The following is a 25,157-nucleotide window of genomic DNA, read 5'->3' on the forward strand; positions in this document are numbered from 1 at the left end:
GCTGATATTAACTCATGTTTCAACTAACAATTGCCCCACAAACCGCTGTAAGCCTATGAAGCTCCCAGACGTTTGGCCAGCTCGCCCAAATCCTGTCCTTTCAGTGCGCCTTCGACCAGTGCCGGCAGCAGCGCAGGCGTGCAGGCAAAACACGGAGTTCCATCCCGTGACAGTTGAGCCGCCAGACGTTCATCATAGGAAGGTTTCCCTTCATCCGACAGAGCCAGCAGGGTCATCGTCCGGACTCCCGCCTCGCGCAGCTCGCGCATCCGCCGCACCAGCCCGGCCTGATTGCCGTTCTCATACAGATCCGAGACGATGATAAAGAGTGTCTTCTTAGGCTCTTCAATGAACTGCTCACAGTACTTCACCGATTTATGGATATCCGTGCCGCCGCCCAGCTGAATGCCGAACAGCATGTCTACGGGATCATTGGCGCATTGTTCGGTAAGATCGACAACCTCTGTATCAAAAGCTACTACACGGGTGTTAAGCACCGGGATGCTGGCGAAGATCGAGCCGATGACCGAAGCCCAGATAATGGAGTCGGCCATGGAACCGCTCTGGTCAATGTCAACAATTACCGTCCACTCTTTGCTGCGGCGCGCCCGGTCAAAATAATAAAACCGCTCGGGGATAATTATCCGTCGTTCTGTATCATAATGTTTCAGGTTCCGCTGTATTGTCAGCTTCCAGTCCAGTCCGCTGAGCGATGGCAGAGGAGAGTGCTGACGCTTGTTCAAAGCTCCGGTCACTGCCCGGCGGATATCCGTCTCCAGCAGCTTGACCAGTTCGTCGACAAGTGCCTGAACCAGCATTCTTGCTGTGTCTTTGGTCTTCTCCGGGATCTTGCCCTTTAGCGATAGAAGGGTACCAATAAGCTTGATATCCGGCTTCACGGCAGCCAGCAGCTCCGGCTCGAATAGCAGCTGCTTCCAGCCCTTACGCTCCATCGCATCGCTCTGGATAATCGAAACTACATCTTCCGGGAAAAAATTGCGCACATCCCCGAGCCATTTCGAGAGGTGGACTGCGCTCCGCCCCGTTCCGGCACCTTTGCCCTTGGCGGTGCCGGCATTCCCGGAGCTGCTGCCGGCACCGGTCTCATCATAGATGGCGGCAAGCGCTGCATCCATAATCAATTCCTCTTCTGTCAGCGCAAGCCGGCCGCCTTCGCCATAGCCTGACAACGCTTCTTCCGCTTCCTGACCCAGAATCAGCCGCCAGCGGGATACCGTATTCTCCTGCCTGTTCTCCGCCGTCATCTAAAAGTCACCGAAGTCAAAATCATTCAGCTCATCCAGCATTTTGGCCTCTTCCTCCTTCAGCTCCCCGGTGAGAATCTCTGCGGCCTGCTCCACATTCACACCCCACAGCTCGCCTAGCAGCTCGGAGATCATCGTCTTCTCCCGTGGAGAGAAGGTGCTGAATGCCCGGCGCAGAAAGACGAGTGCACGCTTGAATTCATCATCCGCAAGAGCATTGATATAGTTGTTCAGCTGTTCCCACAGGCTCATGCGCGACAGCAGTCCGTACCGGTTGCGCATGGAGAGCCCTTCAAACCAGCCGGCTCCAAGATCGGCCGGTATCCCCGGAGATAATCTGCGCGATACTTCCGCTGCAACTTCCTCCGCAGAAATTGCAGCCCGCTCCATCAGAATGGCGCAGGCGAAGCCGGACAGCCGAGGATTGCGGTCATCCCGCTCTGCTAGCTGCTGCAGCTCCTGCAGCCATAAACCTTCATCCAGCGTTTCGCCATGCTCAAGTGAAATCCCGTTCAGCTCATTGATGGCAGTCAGCATACTGCCGGCCGCTTCGTCGTTGCAGCCGCTGGCATCCAGCAGGAACAGGCAGCCGCGCCGGAACAACTCCTCCATCAGCGGTACCAGCGGCGCGGTATCCACCTTGCGGATGTCGCCAAAGCTGATAATCGTCGACAGCTCGCTGGAGGCGGCTGCGATGCCGACCACATCCCGGCTGAGGGCAGCCAGATTCTGCAGCACTCTGCTGGCCTCCTCCATCTGGGCAGTCATGCCGCATTGGCAGGCAATCCTGATGAGTGCCGAAGCTTCGGCGATGGAGCGGCATTCCTGCAGCCGTTCACGCAGCACATAGGCTCCGGCCACTTCCACCGTCTCTCCCAGCAAGGTGGATTCTACAACCTGTATCTCCACCTCCGGCGACCACTGGATCACCCAGTGCTCAGCCCAGGTAGCTCCCTCCTGACCGCTTGGCCGGTTCTTGGCAAATGAAATGCCGAGCAGAGTGAGCCGGTGGAACAGCACAGAACGGTGCAGGTCCAGATAGGCTGCCTCAACGCTTGACACCCTGCGGTTCTCCCTGAGATCAAGCGACAGTTCACTGGCTACCGTCGATTTATATTTCTCCAGTTTATAACGTTTGAGCAGCCTGTTCAGATCATCCTGAATCGGAGTCTGACTGACCCCTTCGGCAAGGCTGCCAATGGCTGTGCCAACATCTACTCTGGCCAGAGCTTCGGCCACAACCGACAGCTCGCCGTGGCCGAGAAGCGTCTGTGCGGCATCGCGCAGATCCCGCAGCGTGGGTGCACTGCCGCCGTGCAGCGACGCCAGCGACTCCGCCAGCCGGACCGCTTCAATAACCTCTGCGGTTGAGCGGTGTGTGCCAGAGCCGCGCACACGGCGTGCCACCGAAGACAGGTACAGATGCGGCAGCTCCTCCGGCCGCCCGGCCGCCATGGCTTCCCACATCATTTGGAAATAATGGGGAGCCCCGTTCCCCGCGCCATAACCGGACATCGTGGACAGCTTGTAATACGAATATGGCATCAGCGTCAGCTTCGTGCTGCGGGAAGGCAGCGCAGCCAGTTCTTCATCACTCATGCTCTCCGTAAGATCGGCCAGAGCTGAAGCATGGTAGGCACCACAGATGACGACGATCTTCTGCGGCTCATGCCCGGCGGCAATCATCTTCTTGATCTGCCGCCTCATATAAGACTCACGCAGCGCATTGTAGGCATATTCGGACGGCTGCTCCCGCAGCTCCTTATCTTCCGCCAGTTCACGCATTTGCGCGGAGAAGGATAGGACCGCTGCACGGTATGCCCCGGCATTCGCATTATGCTCGTAATTCCGCTCCCAGTACATGTCATAATCATACTCACCTGCCAGCCGGGCAATCCGGCTGTAGAGCGATTCTTCGTCCTGCATTTCTGCTGCAGAAGGTTCTTCGGCTTCAACAGCAGCGGGCTTAGTTTCCTGCCCGCTGCCCTGCTGCTGTCTCTTCATATCCTGCAAGCCCAGCGTTACCGAAGAAGGCAAATCAATAAATAACGCCTCCGCTCCATTCTCCTTAGCCCACTTCATGCCCTGATATTCCGGAGAATAGACGGCAAAAGGCCAGAGAACGGTACGCACCGGCAGCTCATCGGTAAAGGCTAAAATCGCCACCGGGGGTTTCGTAACTTTATGTGTCAGATGGCGGATTTCACCGGAAGCATCGCTGGGCCCTTCGATCAGCACCGCTGTCGGCTGAAGCTGATCCAGGTATTCCAGCAGATGCATTGCGCCGCCCGGTGACAGATGCCGCACCCCGAAAATATGCACTCCAGCTTCAGCAGCCTTAATCACTCGTTCATCTCCTTACAAGCCTGGTACAGGCCGCGCCACTCTGCTCCTTTTTTCTTCATCACATTGTCCAGGTATTCCTTCCAGACCAGTTTATCCTTGTCATCATCCTTGACAATCGCTCCTTGTAGTCCGGCGGCCAGATCATCGTCAGTCAGCTCACCGCTGCCGAAGCTTGCGGCCAGCGCCATACTGTTGGTCAGCAGAGAAATGGCTTCTGCCGTAGAGATAACCCCAGCCGGTGACTTCACCTTCTCCTTCTTGTCTAACGTCATGCCGCTGCGCAGCTCCCGGAAGATGGTAACCACCTTCAGAAGCGCCTCATCCGCCGGAACGGAAGCTTGCAGCTCATACGAAGAAGCAATTTCCGCAACCCGCTTCTTCACGATGGCCAGCTCCGTCTCAAGATCGGAAGGCGCCGGCAGCACAATAATATTGAACCGCCGTTTGAGTGCGGCGGACATTTCGTTGACTCCGCGGTCCCGCGTGTTGGCTGTGGCAATAATGGAGAAGCCCTTGCGGGCGCCCGCCTCCTTGCCCAGTTCCGGCACAGAGATCGTCTTCTCCGACAGAATGGAGATCAGCGCATCCTGCACCTCGGAAGCACAGCGGGAGATTTCCTCGAAGCGGGCGATTCCGCCGTCCTCCATGGCGCGCATGATCGGACTCTTGACCAGCGCTTCCGGAGTAGGACCGTTCGCCAGGAGCATCGCATAATTCCAGGAATAACGCACATGCTCTTCACTGGTTCCGGCGGTCCCTTGCACAACAAGCCCCGAGTTGCCGTAGATCGCCGCCGCCAGATTCTCAGACAGCCAGGATTTGGCTGTTCCCGGCTCACCGATCAGAAGCAATGCCCGGTCAGTGACCAGGGTGGCAACCGCCATTTCAATCAACCTTGAGTTGCCGATATATTTCGGTGTAATGATCGTTTTCCCGGCTTTGCCGCCAGTTATGAAGGTCAGCACCGCCCGGGGAGACATCTGCCAGCCGGCAGGAATCTTCCCTTTGTCCTCCTTGCGCAGCGCTTCCAGCTCCTCACGATATAATACCTCCGCAGGCAGCCGCATGTAATCCTGAAGCTGCTCTTGTTCCGTTGACATATACTCATCTCCCTCTAATGACTTTACTCTTGGCTCCGCAAATGGTTAAGCAAATACTCAAGCTGCTGTGCGCATTCGTATCTGTATACCGGAACAATAGCTTCAATACGGCTGATATAGCTGACCGGAAAACGAAGCATCACTTGGAACACGTAATAATCAAAGATATAAGGATTATAAAGCCGATCGTTCTCCAGCACAGACATTAGGAGCTCCTGGCGCTCCTCCTCTTGCATATCCGTACGCTCCAGACCAATAAAGATATTCGTGATAAATTCTTGCATTCTGCGTTTCTTCTGCCCCTGGAGCTTCTCCAGGAGGTAGCTGCGGGCACGCTCATGCCCCGGCTGGGCAAAGGCACATACCAGCTCCAGTGCGTCACGGTCAATGAACCAGTCCAGCCAGCGCGGGTCCCACTCTGCGGCAATTCTCTCTGCAGGCATCATCTCTCTCGAGTATTGGAGCCTGTCTCTGGAAGAACTCCAAGGTGTTTCGTAAGCCACCCGTTCCACATTCATAATCTGCCGCTCCAGCGTTTCCAGAAGCTGCTGGTCACGCTGCGCCGCCTCCTTCGAGACGATTGATTTCAACTTGTTCACCATTGTGCCGCCGAACTGGTTATACAGTTCCTTGGGGTTCAACTGCTGCTGAGCCGCACGGAAAACATTCGGCAGATAGCGCATGTTTTGTTTCGCCAGCCCCTTCAGCAGCTCCAGCGATTCCGCAGTATCCGACTTTTCTGTGTACCAGGCCGCCTGATCGATAAGCGGCAGCCAGCCAAATGAGATAAACCGGGGATATTCTCCGATCACATAGCTGTATGCTTCATCGAGCTGCGGATTCCGCTCGCTATGGAGAGCGGTTAGATAGGGTTCTATTCCATTCCAGTATGTTTCCGTCTTCTTCTTATCTTCGTTGTCCCGGGGAGCTTCACGCAGCTCCTCCATAAATCGAACCGACAGCTGGTCTGCAACCCGTGCAGAAGGCCACTTGGAGAGCGCCTCCGCCACCAGCGCCCGGTCCTTCTTCAGCGAAAATGCTTCCAGCAGACGTTCCCCGCCCTGCAGGGAACCGCCTGCGGCCAAAGCGGCAAACGCAGCTTCCCGGATGGTCTTCTTCTTGTCCGCCGTCCATTCCAGCAGTGCCGGGATATAGGCCTCATGCCCGGCAAGACATCCGATCGCCGCCACCCGGACATCGTCGCTGCCGCTCTCAGCGGCTGCGTAGATCTGCTCGAGCACGCCGGCTCCCCCCACTTTGCCAATCACCTGCAGCTTACGGACCTCGCCTCTGCCGCCGGCCGGATTAAAGTGCTCCATCAAATATTCGGCGATAGCCGGGCCGTAAGACGGAAGTATCTCTGCCGCCGCAAACTCCGCAAGCTCCGCATAAGGATCTTTCAAAGCGGCAATAGCCAGCGGAAGCAGGCGCATATCCTGAAATACGCCTTCCTTAAAAGCTTCGATTACGATCTCATATCTGCCGCTTCCAGTCGTGGTCAATGCCTGTCTCACAGCGGCCAGCTTGCGGTAAGGCAGCCGGGTCTCCGCCGGGAAATAAAACACCCGCAAAGGACCCGGAGTTCCGTCGGGTGCCGTAACCCCCTGGGTGTAGAGCACCGATTCCAGCAGCAGCGTCAGCTCCTGCAGCTTTGCAGCGGATACTGGTTCCGCTGTACTGCCGGGCTCTATCAGAGCCGTTATACCCTCACCCAGCCTCTTGAAGACTGGAGCACGCTCACCGAGTTGCTGAAACTGCGGAAGCAGACGCTTCAGCCGGAAATCTCCGGCTGCCAGATCACTTCCGGCGATATAAAGTCTTCTCACCTCTTGGTGAAGCTCTTGCAATAATGCTGTACTCATGGGCTGTCCCCCTATAGGTATATAAATCATGTTTATGATCTCAATGATTGGTCAGTACAAGAGCCGGGTTACCGCCTCATCCTTGATTATCGTCAGCGGTTGGGCAGTCAGCCGTCCTGAATCCAAATGATGCTCGAACATCACAAGTATGGCACAGTCCGTCAGCAAGGAAGCTGGCAGAAACGGCAGTAAATCCACCGTCCCCTGAGGAAGCGAAGGGATATCCTCCAGCACTAGTCTGCTGCCGGATTCATCTGTGATGACATACTGGCCGCTTTCGGTTACCCCAAGACTTGCTGCATGCAGAAGCAGCACAGGCGATTTATCACTCAGCGGATTCTTGAGCTGATTCTTTACTTGCTTGAGCACCTCCGCGTAAGAGCGGTGAGCCTTGCTGTAAACTTGCTTCAAATCAGCCTCAGTAACAGGTCTCGCTGTTATTTCTTCATATCGGACCCGGGCATTCATCTCTCCGGGGTATTTGTAGAGCAAGGGAATCCGGCCAACTTCAAAGAAGCTGTCTTCTTCCCGCATCAGTTTGGCTGCCTTGTAAGGACGATAATATACCGTCCGGTGAATCTCTCCGCTGTTCGTTTCCAGCCAGTAGCCGAGATCGACATATTCCTGACGGGCAAGATCATCGTAGCTGTAGAAGGCTAATTGCAGAAGCTCGACCTCTTCCTTCACCAGCCCGTAATCCTTTAGTTCAGACAACTGCCAGGCATGTCCGAGCCATTCATCAATAGTGGATTCATGATCCAGGGCAAGCTCGGGATCCTCACTCCTTGCGGTCAGATAAGCCCGGCCTTTCTTAATAAAAGCATGAAGCCGTGTCAACTGCTCCATCGCATATGTATAACTCTCTTCACGGTCACGGCCTTCATCCAGCAGCAACGCGAACCGGCGCAGCTCAATCTGTGCTCCTGACAAATAATAATTGCCAAGCTGCTTCACATGTTCTTTAATCGTCTTCAGCGTTTTGCTGTCAATGGTCGACAATCCGCTGCGGATAAGCGACAGGACCAGCTTCTCCAGCAGATCAAGCCCTTCAAGCTGAGCGTTGATCTTTTTCTTCAGCGCAGATTTATTAACTTTCTTAGGCTTAGCTTCCCCGCCTTCGGCAGCTTGCTTCACCTTGTTCTCTTCACGTTTCTCGGCCTTCTCGCGTTTGGCAGAGATGTCCTCGGGTACATCAGCTATTGTGAAAGGCTGACCCTCGGCATAGGCATACAGCAGGCCCAGCGCATGCTTGCAGGGGAACTGCCGGCTGGGGCAGGTGCAGCGAAACACCGGCTTATCCGGCACAACGAAGTCCGCAGAGCACTCATAAGGCGTTTTGCCGCTTCCCGAGCACTGCCCGAACAGCAATTCCCCGTTCTCCGAACGGTTCAACTGCACGAAGCTTTTCTTCTTCACCAGCCCCTGACCATTCTTCATGGCAGCGGCGTTGGGTGCGAGCGAATCTACATACGATGATGTCAGTTCAGGCAAATCAGTTTCCTCCCCAAATGAGATAGCGTAATAAATCGAAAGATATCAAGCAAACAATTGGATGTATCTTCTATTAACCAATTAACACGGATAAGATCACATGTTTGCATTTATCTTAACAAAAATGGTTTGCTGTTCCAATGGCAATCCCTCTTCCGTGGCAAAAATAGTAAAATCGTCCCACCTCTGCAGATGAAATCCCGGAAAATGAGCAAAAAAATAGGGTGACTCCGAAAGTCCCCCAGTGATCTTCATTTGAACCAGCCTTTTTCCTTGAACCTAGTAATCGCTTCAATCCGGTTGCCCACATCGAGCTTGTCGAGAATAACCGAAATATAATTGCGGACCGTACCGGTCGTAATGTACAGCTGGCTCGCGATTTCCTTCGTATTTTTGCCGTCGGCAATCAGCCCCAGCACTTCCTTCTCCCGTTGGGTCAGCGGATTGGCCTCGTTGCTGTAAGCTTCGTCCATAAGCTCCGGTGCATACATCCGTTTGCCAGCCATAACGCTGCGGATCGAGAGAGCCAGCTCTTCACTGGGGCTGTCTTTCAGCAAATAGGCATTTACGCCAGATTTAACGGCGCGCTCGAAATATCCGGCCCGTGCAAAAGTGGTCAGGATCATGATTTTGCAGCCGGATTGCTTCAGCGCCTCCGCCGCCTCAAGTCCGGTCATTGCCGGCATTTCGATATCCATGATGCAGATATCCGGTTTGAGCTGCTGGACCAGCTTTACAGCCTCTTCGCCATTAGCTGCCCGGCCTACCACTTTCATATCCTCTTCCAGGTCGAGCAATGAAGCCAGGGCGCCAAGCAGCATACGCTGATCTTCAGCAATTACAATTTTGATCATGAATGATTCGCCTCCCGTTCCGTCTGCTGGGTGACTGTGGGCACTTTAATGACAATTGTTGTCCCCCCGTCCTTCACAACGTCCAACAAACCGTTTACAAATTCCAGCCTCTCCTGCATCCCCTGCATTCCATGGCCCTTATAAAATAGAGAAGTCCCCTCAATTCCCTTACCGTTATCCTGTATCTTAATAACCAAATCTACGCGCGAGGGTTCAATGAGAATTTTACAGACCGTGGCACCGCTGTGCTTTACCACATTCGTCACCGCTTCCTTAATACACATGCTCAGCACATTTTCTGTAATTAGCGAAGTATTCTTCAGCTTGGGACTGCCTTCCAGCTCGAACTCGATTTCCGCAGCCTGCAGGAGCTGCCTGATCCGCACCAGCTCGTCTTCAAGCCGGATGCCCCTCATCTGTGTAATCATCTCACGGACTTCTTTGAGCGCTGTTCGCGCTGTCTGACGTACATCGTTGATTTCGAGGATAGCCTGCGCCGGATTTTTGTTGATCAGCTTACCGGCCAGATCGCTCTTGAGTCCGATAAGCGACAGCTTTTGTCCCAGTGTATCATGCAGATCACGGGAGATCCGCTGGCGTTCCTCCATGATGACGAGTTCTGAGATCCGTTTATTGGCATCCTCCAGTTGGACCTCCAGCTTATCCTGATTGTTGCGGTTATACGTTGTAGCAGGCAGCAGGACCACCGCAATCATACTCACAAGCACAAAAGGGAGCTGGGAGAGGAATACCGGATTGCCTGTAATCAGTTCGTAGTTGATGGCGGTAATCGTGGTCAGCAGGTGAATTGAATACAGCGTAAAGAATCCGGCCCGCTTCTGGATATTCCCGATAAAAAAAGCCAGGAACAACGCAAAATACATATACCCGAACAGCAAGGTCATCGTTATAGAAACAATAATCTGCACACTTGTCCAGAAGTAGACCACCCAGCCCGTTGATTTGAAGGCTAGGACATAACAGGCAAAAAATACAATGATCATGAGAATTCCGTATACCCACCGGTCCATCGAGGACGAACGGAAGATAAAATAGAAGGGAAGAATGTAAAAAATGACCCATACATAAGGGCTCAGACCTGTACTTTTATGGAATATATGGTGCCACTTCTGCATGTTAGCCATCCTTTTTGCCAGCAATATTGTACCTCCATTTTAGCATAAACCTTGCAGCAACCGGCAACCCACAACAAAAAAGAGAAAGCTCAGCACCGGTCAGCGTTCAGCGGTTCTGGCTTCCTCTCCTGTTACAGTGTCATTTTAAAGATATGCATGGCTCTATTCGCCTTGAAGTCCGTGTTTGCGTACCTTTAACGCTTCCACTGCCGGCTTTGGCTGCCGCAGTCTTGCTTTGATCTCCTTAAAGCCTACAAATCTTCTATTCTCTTCATCCCACAGGCGGAAATGAAGGGCCTTCAAGCTGCTGCCAATCGTGATCGTTGTCGCCTTTTGCAGCGGCGGAGTGGCATTATGGGCCAGCTCCAGATTATAATTCGGTACCTTCGGACTTAAATGATGGACATGGTGAAACCCGATATTCCCGGTGATCCACTGTAAAAGTCTCGGCAGTTTGTAATAAGAGCTGCCTTCTACAGCGGCACTCACATAACTCCATTCGTCTTCATGCTCAAAGTACGAATCCTCGAACTGATGCTGTACATAAAACAACCAGATGCCGAGAAAGCCGGAGACAAATACGATCGGCAGCTGTACCAGCAGAAATGCCTGCCAGCCGATAGCCAAAATCAAACCACTATAAAGCGCTGCGATTAAAATGTTAGTCAGATAAGTATTCATCCGTTCCTTGCGTCTTGCCCCTTTGGCATTAAAACGGTATTGGATCAGGAAAACGACGATAGGTCCAGCTACAAACATCACCAACGGGTTGCGGTAAATCCGGTAATATAAACGTTTCAAAGGCTTGGCAGCCTCATATTCTTCAACTGTCATAATCCAGATATCGCCGATGCCTCTTTTCTCAAGATTGCTGCTTCCGGCGTGGTGGATGGAATGACTGTGTTTCCACTGGCGATAAGGCACCAAGGTTAATACTCCCGTGATCGTGCCTATGATATCGTTGGCTTTACGGCTTTTGAAGAACGAACCGTGGCAGCAGTCATGAAAAATAATAAAGGTCCGGATCACAAACCCCGCTGCCGGAATCGCAAACAGGAGGGTAAGCCAGTAGGAGACAGACAGGCTGAAATAAGCAGCCGCCCATAACAGGACAAGCGGTCCAAGTGTATTAATAAGCTGCCTTACGCTTGTTTTACGGTCTGTTTTCTCATAGGGAGCCACACTTTTTTTCAAACTGGAAAGCTGGGATGTCTGTTTCGTATTCATCGTGTTTGTTTCCTCCTCGGATGTGTCCGGTTCCGGTCACATTCATCTAACTTCATTATAGAGAAGGAAGTGTCATACCCGTAAGTCATAAATATCAAGGAGGGAGTATGACAAATGTCATACTCCTCACAAATTAAGCTAACTTTCTACTCCGTAGCAGCGGGAGCAAAATCAGCGTACCCATCAATAACAGCACACCGCTCCCTGTGAAAACAGCGAACAGCGAGAATACTCCCTTCAGATATCCGGCCATGGACATGCCGATCACCATAAATCCCATAAACATCGGTCCCATAATTCCGCCCACCCGGCCCATATAGGCAGTCTCCGTATTTTGCAGAATCAGTGTGTTGATGCCGATATGCACACAAGGATAAAAGAAGCCAGTCAACGCTTGAAGCAAAATCGCGAGCAGCACATTATGCGCCGATCCCATACCGATGGTCCCTGCGGCACTCATGAGCAGCCCTGCGGCCAGCAGTATTTGCGGCTTCACCTTTTTACCGATTCCTATAACAAGCGTCCCGCCCAGCATCATTGCGGCTCCGTTAACCACCATCATCCATTGCAGGAAGCTGCTGTCCTTGCCCAGATTCTCAATCATCACAAATACTCCCAGAGGCTGAATAAGCCCTGCTCCCAACCCGGCAAATGCAAACGAAATTCCCATATTTCTCAAAATCGCGCTGGAGTGCACATAAAGCAGTCCTGCTTTTATTTCCGTGGCAATCCCCTTACGCTCCCCGGCTGTCTCATCCGGCACATCCTTAGGCAGTAGCCCCAGAATCAGCGCCGAACCGATAAACATGCCCCCCATGATCGCAAGTGAAGTTTCGATACCATAGTGTTCATATATAAAAGCACCGATCATCGGGCCAATCACCATAAAAAAAGCGGTCAGCGACTGGGAAACGGCCATAACACCCTGTAGCTGATCTTCGGGAACATGCTGCTTAAACAGCTTCATTGCGGAAGGCTGTGAGAATTGCGACAGCACCGCCGAGACAAAGGTAGCCAGCAGCAAGGCTCTCCATGATCCCGTTAAGACTACAAGAAGCACTGCAAACACCGATAATGCGGATAACCCGTCGCTTAGAATCATCGTTTTCTTCGGACGCCACCGGTCCGCAAACGTGCCACCGATCAAAGCAAATAAAAAAATCGGTGCAAATTCAGCTACAGAAATCAGCGATACGTAAAACGGATCATTGCCCGTTATCTCCGTCACATACAAGAGTATCGCGAAATTGCGCACCCATACTCCAAGCTGAAGCAGCACTCTGGATGCAATAATTGTTCGTACAACCTTATTACCTAACACTAGGTTCCCCTCCATAAAAAATAAACATCAAATTATAAACATCGAGAGCTCTCGTTTATTAATATATAGACGTTTTATTATTTTGTCTATATATAATTAGATATTTATCTAATCTATCTATTGTAAGCGCAAAAAAAAAGCGCACAGAGAGATCTGTGCACTTCATCAAATAGAATTCAAATCGTTGCTGCGCTTTACCAAGTGTTCCGGAAATTGACCCCAAGCTACTATGCCTGCTTCGTATATTCCTCGCGGTACTCTGTCGGCGTCTTGCCGGTCGCTTTCTTGAACACCTGCGTAAAATAACGGGGGTCCTGATAACCGACGAGCGGAGCTACCTGGTAGACCTTCACATTGCTGTTCTGCAAAATATATTTGGCCTTTTCCATCCGGCAGTTGGTAACGAATTCAAGAAAGGTGTAACCGGATATTTGCTTAAATAACGTGCAGAAATGGCTAATGCTCAAACCGGCTACCTCCGACAGCTCTTCAATACTGAGATCTTTATGATAATTGTCTTCAATATAACGTTTGGCTTTCTCAACAACGCTGCGTCCATCTTCACGGGCCATCACTTTGTTGCTCTCCAGCATCCACTCACGGAATTCCTGCTTCAGCACGTTAATCATTGCCGTCAGGGTACCCAGGCCGTGCAGCTTGCCAAGCAACCCCTCCAGCGACCAGTCCGGCTGCATGTTCAGGTTCTCAAATTGCCTGTACAGCACAACAACCATCTCGATGATGATCCGTTCGGCCAGCTCCTTGGACAGCGCTTGGGCTTCAATAAAGATGGCCATTTCATCGAACAGCACCAGCATCCGCTCCATGTTCAGCGTACGGATGCTTTCGATCAGTGAAACCTCAAGCTCCTTCGGATATTTCACATCCCTGCCGCTTGTGTCCGGTGTCTCCTCTTCAATAAACACGCCTGCCTGGCCGGAATAGAAGCGCTGGAACAGCGCTTTGGCCGCAAGCGGATACACAGTGCTCAATTGATCAATCCCCTGCGTGCTGCGGCTAATCCCTACCGAGCAGGCCAGCTTAGAGTACCTTTTAATATCAGCAACCAACTTCTCGCCAAGCTCTCTTTTGCCTTCCCCGAGCCTTCCCGGAAAGAGCAGCACCCATTCTCCATTGTAGAACGGGAACACAGAAAGCGCGCCATTGTCCATTGACCACTCTTCAAGGATATTGCGGATTGCGAACAGCCAGAGATGCTTCTCCTCCGCGCTCCATCTTGCAGCAAGGGCCGCATAGTCGTCAAGCCTGACGACAGCCATGAAATACTCGCCCTCCAACTCGCTGTTCTCCAGCCATTTTAAATGCTGCAAAGGCCGCGGATTGCCGAGTGTGAACTCCGCAAACATCCGCTCCCTTGCGAGCGTCGACAGCATTTGTACAGAGAGCATCAACTGCTCGTTTTCCTTCTGCTTATCCAGTTTCACCTTCGCCCGGGTCAGCATCTCCGTCAATTCGTCATGGTCAATCGGCTTCAGCAAATAATCAAATGCCCCGAGCCGCAGCGCATCACGCGCATATTCGAACTCCCCATAGCCGCTGATAAAAATAAAGATCAGCTTGGAGCTGCGGGGCAGCACCTCTTTCATCAGGGCAATACCATCGATGACAGGCATGCGTATATCACTGATGATGATCTGCGGCGCTTTCTCTTCAATCAGCCGCAGTGCCACTTCACCATTCCTGGCCTCTCCCGCAATCTCAAGTCCCAGCTCATCCCAGGGAATCGCCACCTTCAAGCTTCGCAGAATAATCGGCTCATCATCCACTAGCAGCACTTTGTATTTCTCTTGCCGTGCAGTCATTACCGGCACCCCCAGGTTTATTGAACTGTAGAACTTTGTATCAGATTCCAGTATTGTTCCGAAGCGGATTGCAGCTGCGCGAGCGCCTCGTCTGCCTGCATTCCTCCGCCGATCATCTCCTCGATGACACTGAGGAAGGTCTTCTTCACTTCAGGAGACAGCAGGTTGTCGTACGGAACAAAGCTCTGGTGATTATCCTCCATCATAGCCATTACCTGAGCGAATACCGGTCCTGTCTTATCCGGATCAATGGTGATCCGCATCGAAGGTATTCTTAATCCCTCATACACAATCTGTGTCTGAATCTCTTTTGTATAGAATGCTTTCATCAGCTCCAGCGCTGCTTCCCGCTTACTTCCGCTCAGGCTGGAGGAGAGACCAATTCCTATCGTATAACCTCCCGCGATGGACGGTTCTGTCCCTTGGTTCAGAGCGGGAAAAGGAATCACTCCTACCTGATTCTGAAAATCTGCCGGAGCCGTGTCTCCCGAGAAGAGATTAATATCCCAGTTACCGTTCAAATACATCGCTGCCTTGCCGCTTGTAAATAAACGAACCGCATTCTCCGTGGATAAATCATTGGATTTGGCGCTGAATGCCTCCTCCTCAATCCACTGCTCCAGATGCTGAAAAGCCTGGGAATACGAATTATTCTGAAAGGTACTCCCGTCCTCCCCGATAACCAGCTTCTGAATCAGCTCCGGTCCGGCATACCGTTCCATTAAATAATGGGCGAATATCCCGGCAGGCCAGCGGTCTTCATTGCCGAGGGCAAACGGGATGTACCCTGCTTTCTTCAGCGTCTTAATCGCAACATCCAGTTCAGCAACCGTCCCGGGAATTTTGATGCCCAGCTTGCTGAACAGCGTTTTGTTGAAATAAAGCGGCTCGGCATTTCCCTCAATCGGCAATCCGTAGATATGCTGGTTGAAGGTCCATAGATGCAGATCACTGAATTGGTCCTTCAGCCCGTTCTCCTGCACAAAATCAGTCAGATCCATCAACCGGTTGGAGCGGACATACGGCTCAATCTCCGCACCGCCGAACAGCACGAACATATCCGGCGGTGTACCCGTGACCATCTCGTTTTTCAGCTTTTGCTCACGGTGAATCGTCTGGTCGAGTCCCTCGAAATTCACTTTGACGTTGGGATGTTCCTTCTGATATTCCTGAACAACCTCTTCATATATCGCGAGCAACGGCTTGTCATGCTCCTTTATCCAGAAATGGCGGAAGGTCAGCGTAATCTTCTCTGGAGAGTTATCTTCAATCGGCTCCCTGTTGCCAAAATTTATAAATAATACCGCTCCGGCCATAAGCAGGATATAGAGCAGTATCCAGCCCCATTTCATCACCCATCTCACAGCTCCTCGCCCCTCTTTCATCCCGTTTTCGCTTATTTTCATGGCTGGATTTTGGGAATACGGATACAGATTGTCGAACCGAATCCAGGGGACGAACAAACGAGGATACCATAAGGATTGCCGAAACGGATGTTCAGGCGCTCATGCACATTCTTCAGGCCTACGCCGCTGTCGCTGTACTTCTTCGGATTGCTGTGTTCTGTATTCCATAGGCTCATCAGTGTGGCCAGATCGAAGCCCGGACCATTATCCTTGACGATGATAATAATATCTTTACCTGTCTCTTGTGCACCGATGGTGATCACCCCATGCTCTTCCATCTGCTCAATGGCATGATATAGCGCGTTTTCCACTATCGGCTGAACAATCAGCTTCTGGGTCATCACATTTCTGAGGGTATCGGGCAAGTCAATGGCGTAAGAGAATTTGTCTTCAAAACGGAATTTCTGAATATCCAGATAGTGGCGGACATGCTCAAACTCCATTTGCAGCGGAATCAGCTCCTGATTCTGGCTGATGCTGATCCGCAGCAGCCTGCCGAGAGAGATGACCATTTTGCTGATATCCCTGTTCCCCGCCAGCACCGCCATAGAGTTGATGGATTCCAGTGAATTATAAATAAAATGCGGGTTAATCTGCGCCATCAATGCCTGCATTTCCGCTTCCTTTTTGCGGCCCTGCTCGGTTTGCACCTGCTCAATGAGTTCGCTGATCTGCGAGCTCATCCGGTTAAAGCCGTCAATCAAGAGATCGCTTTCATCATCTGAGCGCAAAGGTGTCGTAATCGGAGTAAAGATTCCTTGCTTGACCCGCTTCATACCGTTGACCGCGCTGTTAATGCTGCGCACAAGCCTTCGGATGAAATAGCGGTCAAACAAAAAGGCGGACAGCAGCGATACTGTGGATAGAATGATGGCAAGATTGCGAATAGAGTCCGATTCCGAGGATATCAGATTCATGGGAGTGATGGCCACCAAATTCCAGTCCAAATTATGAGAAGGAAGGAAAGTAATCAGTGATTTCTCTCCTTGATAATTGTCAATGTAATAATCCTGAGCCTGGGCGTAACCTTCCTGCAGAAAAGGAAAATGGGTTTGTTGCCCGATATGCTCACCGGATTTGTTAAAGACGATATTCCCCTGCTTGTTGACCAGCAGAATATCCCCTTTCTTCAGTGTTGCAGCTTCCCAGAAAATTTGGTCAAGCAAATCCGGCTTAACGTAAACGACCAGATAACCGATATCCTCCAGAGAATAAGAATCCTTGATAATTCTGGACTGCACCAGTACCGGATTGCCGGTAGCTTCCGAACCATTCTCTCCGGGTCCCGACCATACCGGTCGGCCCTCCGCTTCCTCCATCGCGCGGTACCAGTTCTGATGGCGCATCTCATTGAAGGACATCGGGGCGTTGTACTGATAGATCAGGCGATCCTTGCCGTAAAGACTGAAAGAAGTGATCATCGGATGATTGATCAGCAGGTTGTTAATGTCCTGCTTAATGTCGTAGGTCAGTACAAAATTCGGCTGTTTGAGCGTTTCCTGAATTTTTGGCGAAATAATAGCCGAATTTGTAATGTATGAGATTTCACTGAGTGCAAACTTAAGCTTGCGGTCTGTCTCCAGAAGTGAGATCCAGTAAAAATTGCTTGATTTCTTCTCCATGGCACTGGAAAAATTCGCATACGTAACAATCCCCATCACGATCACGGGAATGAACACGAGAAGAATAATAGCGAACAAGATTTTGCGGCGGAGCTTCATATGCCTTTCCCTTCCTCCTGCTGTCTCTGCCCATTATTATTCTTCACGGTACTCCCTATTTCCTTGTTTAACATTAAAAACCAGTTTAGCTTTTGATTGCGCCTGAGGTCAGACCGGCAATTACCCAACGGCTGAAGAACAGGAAGACTACGAGCAGCGGAAGCGTGGCCGTAAAGGTGGCTGACATAATCATCCCATAGTCAAGACCATCACGTGCACTGAACAACTGCTGCAGCGCGATCTGAATGGTAAAATGCTCTTTATTCTTCAGGACGACGAGCGGCCAGAAGAAGTCGTTCCATACCGTCATAAAGTTAAGTATGCCAAGTGTAGCCATTGCCGGAGTAATGACGGGAATAGCAATCTTCCAGAAGATCCGGAAATGTCCGCCTCCGTCAATCCGTCCCGCTTCGATCAGTTCGGTAGGCACCGCCGAGGAGATATACTGGCGCATCCAGAAGATCCCGAAGGCATTGACCATCGCAGGCACAATAAGCGCCTTAAAGCTGTCGATCCAGTGCAGTTTGGCCATAATAACATAAGTCGGAATCACACCCAGCTGCTGTGGAACAATCAGCGTGGCGATGACGAACACAAACAGCATGTTCTTGAGCGGAAACTCATATTTGGCAAATGCATAGCCGGCCAGGGTACAGAAGAACACAACCGAAATCGTGACCATGGACGAGACGAACAGCGAGTTCCCGAGTGCCAGGAAGATATCCGACCGTTCCAGCACTCTGCTGAAGTTGTCGAAGAACTGGTCACCAATGGTTAACAAAGGTGGCTTATGGAACACGGCACCCTTGTCATTGGTTCCTACAACAAACATCCAATAGAACGGAAAGACAGAGATTAATGCTCCGAGAATGAGCAGGAAATAAAACCCCAACTTGCCGAAGAAACCGAGGTCATCCGGTTTTTTTCTGAAAATTCGCAATGTGCTCACGCTTTTCTCCTCCTAGACTCTCCGCCTGTGCCTCTGGAAATCAGCATATTAAGGATGGAGAATAGAATTGTGACGAGGAACAGCATAACCGCCGTAGCCGCCGCCGTACCGAAGAATCCGTTGCGGAATGCTTCGCTGTATAAATAAGTAACCATTGTAATCCCTTCCTGGCGGGTTGATCCGGTACCGGATTGGCCCAAGAATACATATGGCTCTGTGAAGAGCTGCAGTGCACCAATCGTGGATTGAAGGGATACGAAAATAATAAACGGCTTGAGGAGCGGCAGCGTGATGGAAAATAGCTGCTGTCTTCTGTTCGCACCGTCAATCCGCGCGGACTCGTACAGATCCATCGGTATGCTCTGCAGGCCAGACAGGAAGATGATCGCGTTATAGCCCGTCCAGCGCCACATAACCATGGTGGAGATGGCAATCTTTACGCCCCACCAGCCGGAGTTGAATGCCATGCTGTCCAGTCCAAGCCCGTTCAGCATCCAGTTGATCATCCCGTTGTTGCCGAACAAGGTGCTGAATACAAGCGTAACAGCCACAATCGACGTAATATTGGGCATGAAATACAGAATACGGAAGGTTTTCTTAAACCGCGTCATTCCTGAATGCAGCAGCACTGCGAGCAGCAGCGCTAGAAACACCTGCGGCAGCGTGCCCATCAGGCCCATAATCAGCGTATTGGTGAAGGAAATCCAAAAGGTCGGGTCACTTGTGACCAGATCGTAGTTCTTCATCCCGACGAATTTCATCGGATTGAGCGCATCCCACTTAAAGAAAGATAAATAAAACGTAAAGAAGATCGGGTACAGTCCAAATATCGAGAACAGAATAAAGAACGGAGAAATAAATGTATAAGCAGTGATGCGGCTCCGTCTTTGTTCAGTTAAAAAAGGGCGTTTGCTCTCGGCATGTGGACTCGCAATTACGGGTTCAGCCATGTCACACCTCCAGGGAATATAGCAAAAACTCCGATAGGAGTCTTGATCGATGATTAAGTCTTCCTATTTCACTAAAACCGGACTCACAGAGAGTGCGGCTCTCCATGAATCCGGCATTACAGGCATCATTTCCTTATTGAAATGCTTAACTGCGTTCCTCCAGGGTTTTCGCTTGTTTAACTGCTTCATCCCACTCTTTGGCAGGGTCGGCTTTTTTCTCAATTACGTTCTTCAGCGCGTTCTTGAAGAAGGTATCGGTTTGGTCATGCAGCGGTCCGTAGTATACCGGTTTAACACGGTTAGCCGCCTTACCAAATTCAACTGCGATTTGTTGGCCGCCGAAGAAGTCATCTTTGAAATCTACGAATGCCGGATCTTCATACAGTGCAGGAATGGAAGGCATCAGGCCCTTAGCTTTGAACGATTCGAGCTGATTATCCTTGTTGACGAGCCATTGAATGAAATCATAAGCTTCCTTCGGATGCTTGCCTTCCTTAGGAAGGGTGATGAACGAACCGCCCCAGTTTCCGGCACCTTCGGGCAGCTGAGCAATTTTCCATTTACCGGCAGAATCAGGAGCGTTGGTCTTAATATAGCCGGCCATCCATGCAGGACCCATAACTACGGCGAACGATCCGTCGGTCATGCCTTGGCCCCACTCAGGAGACCACAGCAGCATATTGCTGACCCAGCCTTCCTGAATGCCTTTAACGGTGAAATCGTAAGCTTTTTTCACTTGCGGATTGGTATCTCCGATGAATTTGCCGTCAGCTTTGCTGAAGTAGATTTCATCAGGAGATTGGTCGCGGAGTGCGTTATACGTCAGATCTGTTAAGTCAGAGAAGTATTTACCGGTTTTGTCCTTGAAGGTTTTCGCCACAGTAGCGAGCTTATCCCATGAGTCAATAGCAGCACCGAAACCTTCCGGATCGCTTGGCAATCCCGCTGCTTCAGCCAAATCCGTGCGGTAGTAGACAACTGTAGGACCGATATCCGTTGGAAGTCCGAGCTGGAAGCTGCCGTCAACAGAGGAGGCTTGCTTCCATTTCCAGTCGAGATAATTGGCTTGAATATCTTTTGCTCCCAGATCATTCAGGTTGTAGAATTTATCCTGAGCACCCAGGAAACGTTCCATGAAACCGATTTCAAGTTGGAAAATATCAGGGGCTCCCGAATTCGCCGACAACGCAGTTGTCAGATTGTTGTGATGGGCAGTCTGGTCACCGGTGTTCTGAATTTTGATTGTAACGTTCGGATGTTCCTTGGTGTATTCTTTCGCCAGCTCTTCATAGTTAACACTGCCAAGTGTCCAGAATGACAGCTCAACCTTCTCAGCCGGTTCCGTTTTATCTCCTTCAGTTGCCGGCGCATTTGTACTTTTAACGTTGTTACCTGCATTATTTTTCGCAGTGTTGTTTTCAGCGTTGTTGTTACCTCCGCATGCTGCCAGTGAACCAACGAGCATGATTGAAGCAAGCGTTAACGCCAGATTCTTTGCTTTTTTCATTCCTCTGTACCCCTCTCAAAGGTTTCTCTTACAAGTCTTAGTGTACAGTAGGAGAAATCTTTTTTTGAGGAGGCAAACTTCCGATTTGAGGTGGAAATATTTACGATATGGTAAATTCCGGTTCTAATACACCCATTTCCACAGCCGCCTCCGTGGTTTTCAAGCACGAAGGTACTCGGCTACAGAGATCCGGCTCATTCTCTTTTCAGTTGCTTGGTGTTGGCAATGTACAAAGTGATAACGAGCACAAGTATGGCACCGGAATAGATTAAGGTATCCGCCGGGCTCTCATGATCGATAATAATCAGCCGGATAATTGCCGTTATGCCAATATAGATGAAATAGCGAAGCGGAAAATGATAATTGGCTTCGAAATACTTGATAATCAGCGCAATAAACTCAAAATATAAGAAGTACACGAGGATTCCCTCCAGCAGCTCCAGCTTTGACAATTCCCCTCCATCATTAATAAAGCTGAAAATGTAGATCGTTTCCTTGCCGAGAAATATGACTAGAATCAGGGCCAGCACAATCAAGGACAGATTTAGTACCCATTGCAGAATCACAGCTGCATAACTGAACTTATTGTTCATTTTGTTGGAATCCACTCCGTCCTCTTGGTTTTCCACAGTATAGGTGTGACTGCGTTTTCACTGCAAGCGGCATTCTCTTCCGATTGGAACCATTGGATTTCTATCCTCTGCACAGGTATACTGGTTTTATTTCAAGCAATTATTCACCCATCAAAGGAGAGTACCTTTCATGCCCATCAACCGCCCTTTACTGACAGATAGTGATTTACAGGAAGCCGTTGACCGCAAGCTGCCTGTGCGCGTCTTTCAAGACGATCATCTGGTGAATTCCGGAGCGACGGTTGTCCGCTTTACAGATTCGGATGTTGTCATCCAGTCGCGGGTCAGCGATTTAACCTACTATTCCCGGCGGAGCTGCCAATTTTTTGAGGTCAGACCCTAGCTCAAATATTTTGAGAATGGAGAGGAACTGTATCTCGTAGAGACACATCAGGCGACAGCTTTGGGGCAACCAACATTACGACGGAAATTAACAATAGTATTGAGTATAGATTGACAGGCAGGGAGACACTATAGAGCGAGGAATGGCTGTCAGCCAACAACAATCCATAGTGAGGTGCCCCCATGTTCAAAAGATTTGACGAGATTGCTATTGAGATTCCCGAGGTTGAACGCCCCGACCCCAATGCTGCTGCTGCTGTTCAGGAACTGCTTGGCGGGAAATACGGGGAGATGTCCACACTGAACAATTACTGTTCCAGTCTTTCAATTTCCGCAGCAAAAAAAGCTCAAGCCGTTCTATGATCTGCTCATGAGCATCACCGCAGAAGAGCTGGGCCATTCCATGGGACGCCCATGGAGCGGAGAATATGTCTTTAACAGCGGTAATCTGATTCTAGACTTGCTGCATAACTTCTTTCTGGAATGCGGCGCCCGTACCCATAAGATGAAGGTTTATGAAATGACAGACCATCCGGCTGCCCGTGAGGTGGTCGGGTATTTGCTGGTACGCGGCGGAGTGCATGTGGTGGCTTACGCCAAAGCGCTGGAAATGACTACAGGTGTAGATGTCAGCAAGCTCATTCCAATCCCTTCCCTCAGCAATAAAGCATTTAATGAAACGCGTAAATATGAGTCCAAAGGGATTCATACGAAGCTGTACACGAACAGCGAGGGAGATTTCGCAGAGATCAAACAAATCTGGAAGGGGCCGCACCCTGAAGACGGCCAACCCTTAGAGGTCATTGAAGGCTCCCCTAAAGGATTTCCGATTGCCGAAGCTCCGGAAGTGCCGGAAGAATTCGCTCCGGGCTTTTCAGAGGAGGATTTCCTCGCCATTGCAGCACGCCTGCAGCAGGCGGCCAATATCCGCTAAATTCAAAGAAGCCGGACAAAGACCCCCGCAGGGGGATCTTTGTCCGGCTTCTCTCATTGTCATCACTGTGTCTTAAACTTCCTAATTATCTCTTCATCTCATTCGTTGATGTCTTCAGCTTCTCGTTCAGAATATCCTGAAAGCTGCGAGTCTTGTCATCGGAGTTGGAAGATTTGGCTTCGACCACGGGTTGAGGTCTAAAATACTGATGATTGAAAGCCATAAGATTATGTACTGTCATATTCATTAATGTTCAACCTCCTTCCGTAATCTGCACCTAAATTTGCGTGGTTGCGCATTTTCTTATCTCTTATTTAACCCATCATTTCCATCCCTAAACATTTTTTTTTGCACTTTCAGGAAAAAAATAACCTCCGCGCCGATAATCCGGCCGGAGGCTATAATCTTTTTCGTATCGAATGTTTATTTCAAGGCTGCCCATGAAGCTTCATTCAGCTGCTCCAGCTCATCTCTAACAAGCTGGAAACTCATGGCCCCGATGTTCTCTTCTGCATGCCGGACCTTGGAAGCGCCCGGAATGGCTACCACTGTATCCCCGTGAACATGTATAAGCCAGTTCAGGGCAATCTGGCCCGGTGTCACTCCGTATTTCTCGGCCAAAACAGATAATAGATCAATCAGCGGCTTGCTGCGGGCCAGGCTTTTCTCATCCAGTCCGGATTGCATCCGCCGCATCCTCGAAACTGCACGGATCTGTGAAGGATCCTTATGGAAACGTCCGGTCAGAATCCCTTGCTGCAGCGGAGAGTATGCAATGATGGAGATGCCCAGCTCCTTCGCCGCTTCCATTGTTCCATTCTCGTCAATCTTCCGGTGCAGCAAATTATATTTCACCTGGTTCGAGACCAGAGTCAGACCATACTGCTGCAATATCCTGTGCGCCTCCACCATCTGTTGGGCCGAATAGTTGCTGACCCCTGCATAACGGATTTTGCCATCCTTGACCAGACCGGCCATCGCTTTCATTTCACTGGCAATTGAGGACAGGGAAAACGGCTGGTGAATCTGGTACAGATCGATGCTTCGCCCGCCCAGACAGGTGAGCCGTTCATCAATTGTTGATGAAATAGATTTCGCTGTGCGGAGCATCGGCCACCATTTGGTGGCGATCAGCGGCTTGGCATGGAGACTGCCGTCCTGCTGTAATTGATCCAGCGCATGGGCAAGCGCCTCTTCTGATTTGCCGCCGCCGTAGATCTCTGCGGTATCGACCCAGTTCATGCCGCCTTCCAGACTAACACGCACGATATCCAGGATATCTGCATCCTTAAGATTACTCCAGTACCTTCCTACGATTCCGCTTCCCCGGCTGAACTGCCAGCAGCCCAGCCCGAGCGGTGAAACGGATAACGATGATTGGCCTAAGGGGCGTAAAGTTACTGCTGTTGTCTCTGTCACCAAGTTTCATCCTTCTTTCAGAACCAAGATAATAAAAATCTTTCCAGAATCAAAACTACTCCAAAATAGAGCTCAGATCCACCAGCAAATATGGTATAATTACCCTGCTCTGCAACGCCATACTACAAACAAACCGTGTTGCAGAATGGAAACACAATCATTAATGGAGGGAATTCATGTTAAAAATCTTCGGTTTTTTCATGCTGCTAAATCTAGTCGGCAATCCTTTTCTTGCCCTAATCATCCTGCTGGTCATTCTGTATTTCCTCGACCGCCGATATGTCGGCATCTTTCCAAGCATCACGAAGCCGTTCCGCCGGAGCCGGCAAATTTCCAAGCTGCGTACAACCATCTCGCTGAATCCCAATGATGTCTCCGCCAAGTTCGAACTGGCCCGGCTGCTGACCGAACGCAAGCGTTTCAGCGAATCCAAAGAGCTGCTTGTGCAGATCGCTGACCGGTACGAGCAATCCGCCGAATATTGGGTGGAGCTTGGTTATGTGAATCTCAAGCTGGGACAGCTTCCTGAAGGGGAAGCGCAGATGCTTCAAGGACTGGAAATCAACCGCAGAGCGCAATATGGCCAGCCTTATCTCCGTCTCGCCGAGACTTTCCGCAATATCGACCATGACAAAGCTCTTTATTATGTAGGACAATTTCAGGAAATTCAGTCCTCTTCCAGTGAAGCCTACTATTTGGCCGGCTCTATGTACAAGGCGCTGGGCAGAAATGAAGACGCCAAACGCGCTTTTGCCGAATCTACGGCCATTTACCGCTCACTGCCAAAGTACAAGAAGCGGCAGGAACGCGGCTGGGCGCTGCGCAGTTATTTCGCAAAGCTGCGCTGACTCAGCGGTACATAAATAACCGGG

20 protein-coding genes and 1 pseudogene are annotated in these 25,157 nt (G+C 50.7%); 3 read left to right on the forward strand and 18 right to left on the reverse strand.

All coding sequences use genetic code 11. The features are described 5' to 3' along the window. Positions 1-53 precede the first annotated feature (53 nt). The 16 genes from ACQ76X_RS11950 to psiE all read right to left on the reverse strand — a co-directional run bounded on the left by ACQ76X_RS11950 (position 54) and on the right by psiE (position 21,551). Positions 54-1,265, reverse strand: a complete 1,212-nt coding sequence (locus tag ACQ76X_RS11950) for a VWA domain-containing protein (RefSeq protein WP_438494024.1) — start codon at positions 1,263-1,265, stop codon at positions 54-56. Next, positions 1,266-3,545 (reverse strand): DUF5682 family protein, encoded by a 2,280-nt coding sequence (locus ACQ76X_RS11955; RefSeq protein ID WP_438494175.1) that lies wholly within the window; start codon positions 3,543-3,545, stop codon positions 1,266-1,268. It lies immediately after the preceding gene. A gap of 62 nt (positions 3,546-3,607) precedes the next feature. Continuing rightward, positions 3,608-4,711, reverse strand: a complete 1,104-nt coding sequence (locus ACQ76X_RS11960) for an AAA family ATPase (RefSeq protein ID WP_438494026.1) — start codon at positions 4,709-4,711, stop codon at positions 3,608-3,610. A 23-nt stretch (positions 4,712-4,734) separates the two neighbouring features. After that, positions 4,735-6,573 (reverse strand): HEAT repeat domain-containing protein, encoded by a 1,839-nt coding sequence (locus tag ACQ76X_RS11965; RefSeq protein WP_438494028.1) that lies wholly within the window; start codon positions 6,571-6,573, stop codon positions 4,735-4,737. A gap of 51 nt (positions 6,574-6,624) precedes the next feature. Next, positions 6,625-8,064, reverse strand: coding sequence for an SWIM zinc finger family protein (locus tag ACQ76X_RS11970; protein ID WP_438494030.1), 1,440 nt, complete (start codon positions 8,062-8,064; stop codon positions 6,625-6,627). A 251-nt stretch (positions 8,065-8,315) separates the two neighbouring features. After that, positions 8,316-8,918, reverse strand: a complete 603-nt coding sequence (locus ACQ76X_RS11975) for a response regulator transcription factor (protein ID WP_076111358.1) — start codon at positions 8,916-8,918, stop codon at positions 8,316-8,318. Further along, entirely contained in the window at positions 8,915-10,054 is a 1,140-nt protein-coding gene (locus ACQ76X_RS11980; protein WP_438494177.1) for a sensor histidine kinase, read from the reverse strand. The genes ACQ76X_RS11975 and ACQ76X_RS11980 overlap by 4 nt, the downstream gene beginning before the upstream one ends. A 162-nt stretch (positions 10,055-10,216) precedes the next feature. Then, positions 10,217-11,281: a fatty acid desaturase gene (locus ACQ76X_RS11985; protein ID WP_438494031.1), complete on the reverse strand. Its 1,065-nt coding sequence runs from the start codon at positions 11,279-11,281 to the stop codon at positions 10,217-10,219. A 133-nt stretch (positions 11,282-11,414) separates the two neighbouring features. Further along, positions 11,415-12,602: an MFS transporter gene (locus tag ACQ76X_RS11990; RefSeq protein ID WP_438494033.1), complete on the reverse strand. Its 1,188-nt coding sequence runs from the start codon at positions 12,600-12,602 to the stop codon at positions 11,415-11,417. 227 nt (positions 12,603-12,829) lie between these two features. Further along, positions 12,830-14,425 carry a response regulator gene (locus tag ACQ76X_RS11995; protein ID WP_438494034.1) on the reverse strand — a complete coding sequence of 532 codons (1,596 nt, stop codon included), beginning with the start codon at positions 14,423-14,425 and terminating at the stop codon, positions 12,830-12,832. 17 nt (positions 14,426-14,442) lie between these two features. Further along, positions 14,443-15,789: an ABC transporter substrate-binding protein gene (locus tag ACQ76X_RS12000; protein ID WP_438494036.1), complete on the reverse strand. Its 1,347-nt coding sequence runs from the start codon at positions 15,787-15,789 to the stop codon at positions 14,443-14,445. A gap of 38 nt (positions 15,790-15,827) precedes the next feature. Further along, entirely contained in the window at positions 15,828-17,552 is a 1,725-nt protein-coding gene (locus ACQ76X_RS12005; RefSeq protein WP_438494038.1) for a cache domain-containing sensor histidine kinase, read from the reverse strand. 85 nt (positions 17,553-17,637) lie between these two features. Next, positions 17,638-18,501, reverse strand: a complete 864-nt coding sequence (locus tag ACQ76X_RS12010; RefSeq protein ID WP_438494039.1) for a carbohydrate ABC transporter permease — start codon at positions 18,499-18,501, stop codon at positions 17,638-17,640. Further along, positions 18,498-19,451 (reverse strand): carbohydrate ABC transporter permease, encoded by a 954-nt coding sequence (locus tag ACQ76X_RS12015; RefSeq protein WP_438494041.1) that lies wholly within the window; start codon positions 19,449-19,451, stop codon positions 18,498-18,500. Before ACQ76X_RS12015 ends, ACQ76X_RS12010 begins: the two co-directional genes overlap by 4 nt. Before the next feature lie 145 nt (positions 19,452-19,596). Next, positions 19,597-20,958 (reverse strand): ABC transporter substrate-binding protein, encoded by a 1,362-nt coding sequence (locus tag ACQ76X_RS12020; protein ID WP_438494043.1) that lies wholly within the window; start codon positions 20,956-20,958, stop codon positions 19,597-19,599. Positions 20,959-21,152: 194 nt separating this feature from the next. Beyond that, positions 21,153-21,551, reverse strand: coding sequence for a phosphate-starvation-inducible protein PsiE (gene psiE, locus ACQ76X_RS12025; protein WP_438494179.1), 399 nt, complete (start codon positions 21,549-21,551; stop codon positions 21,153-21,155). Between the two features lie 169 nt (positions 21,552-21,720). Here psiE and ACQ76X_RS12030 point away from each other — a divergent pair, with 169 nt between their 5' ends. Together ACQ76X_RS12030 and ACQ76X_RS12035 are read left to right on the forward strand one after the other, a co-directional pair. After that, positions 21,721-21,933: a hypothetical protein gene (locus tag ACQ76X_RS12030; protein WP_076111351.1), complete on the forward strand. Its 213-nt coding sequence runs from the start codon at positions 21,721-21,723 to the stop codon at positions 21,931-21,933. Positions 21,934-22,115: 182 nt separating this feature from the next. Continuing rightward, positions 22,116-22,866, forward strand: a pseudogene (locus tag ACQ76X_RS12035) (manganese catalase family protein). An 85-nt stretch (positions 22,867-22,951) separates the two neighbouring features. On the opposite strand, the gene ACQ76X_RS12040 reads toward ACQ76X_RS12035, so the two are convergent. Together ACQ76X_RS12040 and ACQ76X_RS12045 are read right to left on the reverse strand one after the other, a co-directional pair. Further along, entirely contained in the window at positions 22,952-23,113 is a 162-nt protein-coding gene (locus ACQ76X_RS12040; RefSeq protein WP_179091770.1) for a hypothetical protein, read from the reverse strand. A 176-nt stretch (positions 23,114-23,289) separates the two neighbouring features. Further along, positions 23,290-24,285 (reverse strand): aldo/keto reductase, encoded by a 996-nt coding sequence (locus ACQ76X_RS12045; RefSeq protein WP_438494046.1) that lies wholly within the window; start codon positions 24,283-24,285, stop codon positions 23,290-23,292. 176 nt (positions 24,286-24,461) lie between these two features. Here ACQ76X_RS12045 and ACQ76X_RS12050 point away from each other — a divergent pair, with 176 nt between their 5' ends. After that, the gene (locus tag ACQ76X_RS12050; RefSeq protein WP_438494048.1) at positions 24,462-25,133 is read left to right on the forward strand and encodes a tetratricopeptide repeat protein; all 672 of its coding nucleotides are present in this window, start codon (positions 24,462-24,464) and stop codon (positions 25,131-25,133) included. Positions 25,134-25,157 lie beyond the last annotated feature (24 nt).

Source organism: Paenibacillus sp. IHBB 3054, assembly GCF_051594305.1.
Taxonomy (GTDB): Bacteria; Bacillota; Bacilli; order Paenibacillales; family Paenibacillaceae; genus Paenibacillus_AQ.

Coding starts and splice junctions, on each gene's coding strand:
- ACQ76X_RS11950 (WP_438494024.1), bottom strand. CDS start 1,265: ATGACGGCGGAGAACAGGCAGGAGAATACGGTATCCCGCTGGCGGCTG.
- ACQ76X_RS11955 (WP_438494175.1), bottom strand. CDS start 3,545: ATGCATCTGCTGGAATACCTGGATCAGCTTCAGCCGACAGCGGTGCTG.
- ACQ76X_RS11960 (WP_438494026.1), bottom strand. CDS start 4,711: ATGTCAACGGAACAAGAGCAGCTTCAGGATTACATGCGGCTGCCTGCG.
- ACQ76X_RS11965 (WP_438494028.1), bottom strand. CDS start 6,573: ATGAGTACAGCATTATTGCAAGAGCTTCACCAAGAGGTGAGAAGACTT.
- ACQ76X_RS11975 (WP_076111358.1), bottom strand. CDS start 8,918: ATGATCAAAATTGTAATTGCTGAAGATCAGCGTATGCTGCTTGGCGCC.
- ACQ76X_RS11980 (WP_438494177.1), bottom strand. CDS start 10,054: ATGCAGAAGTGGCACCATATATTCCATAAAAGTACAGGTCTGAGCCCT.
- ACQ76X_RS11985 (WP_438494031.1), bottom strand. CDS start 11,281: ATGAATACGAAACAGACATCCCAGCTTTCCAGTTTGAAAAAAAGTGTG.
- ACQ76X_RS11995 (WP_438494034.1), bottom strand. CDS start 14,425: ATGACTGCACGGCAAGAGAAATACAAAGTGCTGCTAGTGGATGATGAG.
- ACQ76X_RS12005 (WP_438494038.1), bottom strand. CDS start 17,552: ATGAAGCTCCGCCGCAAAATCTTGTTCGCTATTATTCTTCTCGTGTTC.
- ACQ76X_RS12015 (WP_438494041.1), bottom strand. CDS start 19,451: ATGGCTGAACCCGTAATTGCGAGTCCACATGCCGAGAGCAAACGCCCT.
- ACQ76X_RS12020 (WP_438494043.1), bottom strand. CDS start 20,958: ATGAAAAAAGCAAAGAATCTGGCGTTAACGCTTGCTTCAATCATGCTC.
- psiE (WP_438494179.1), bottom strand. CDS start 21,551: ATGAACAATAAGTTCAGTTATGCAGCTGTGATTCTGCAATGGGTACTA.
- ACQ76X_RS12030 (WP_076111351.1), top strand. CDS start 21,721: ATGCCCATCAACCGCCCTTTACTGACAGATAGTGATTTACAGGAAGCC.
- ACQ76X_RS12040 (WP_179091770.1), bottom strand. CDS start 23,113: ATGAATATGACAGTACATAATCTTATGGCTTTCAATCATCAGTATTTT.
- ACQ76X_RS12050 (WP_438494048.1), top strand. CDS start 24,462: ATGTTAAAAATCTTCGGTTTTTTCATGCTGCTAAATCTAGTCGGCAAT.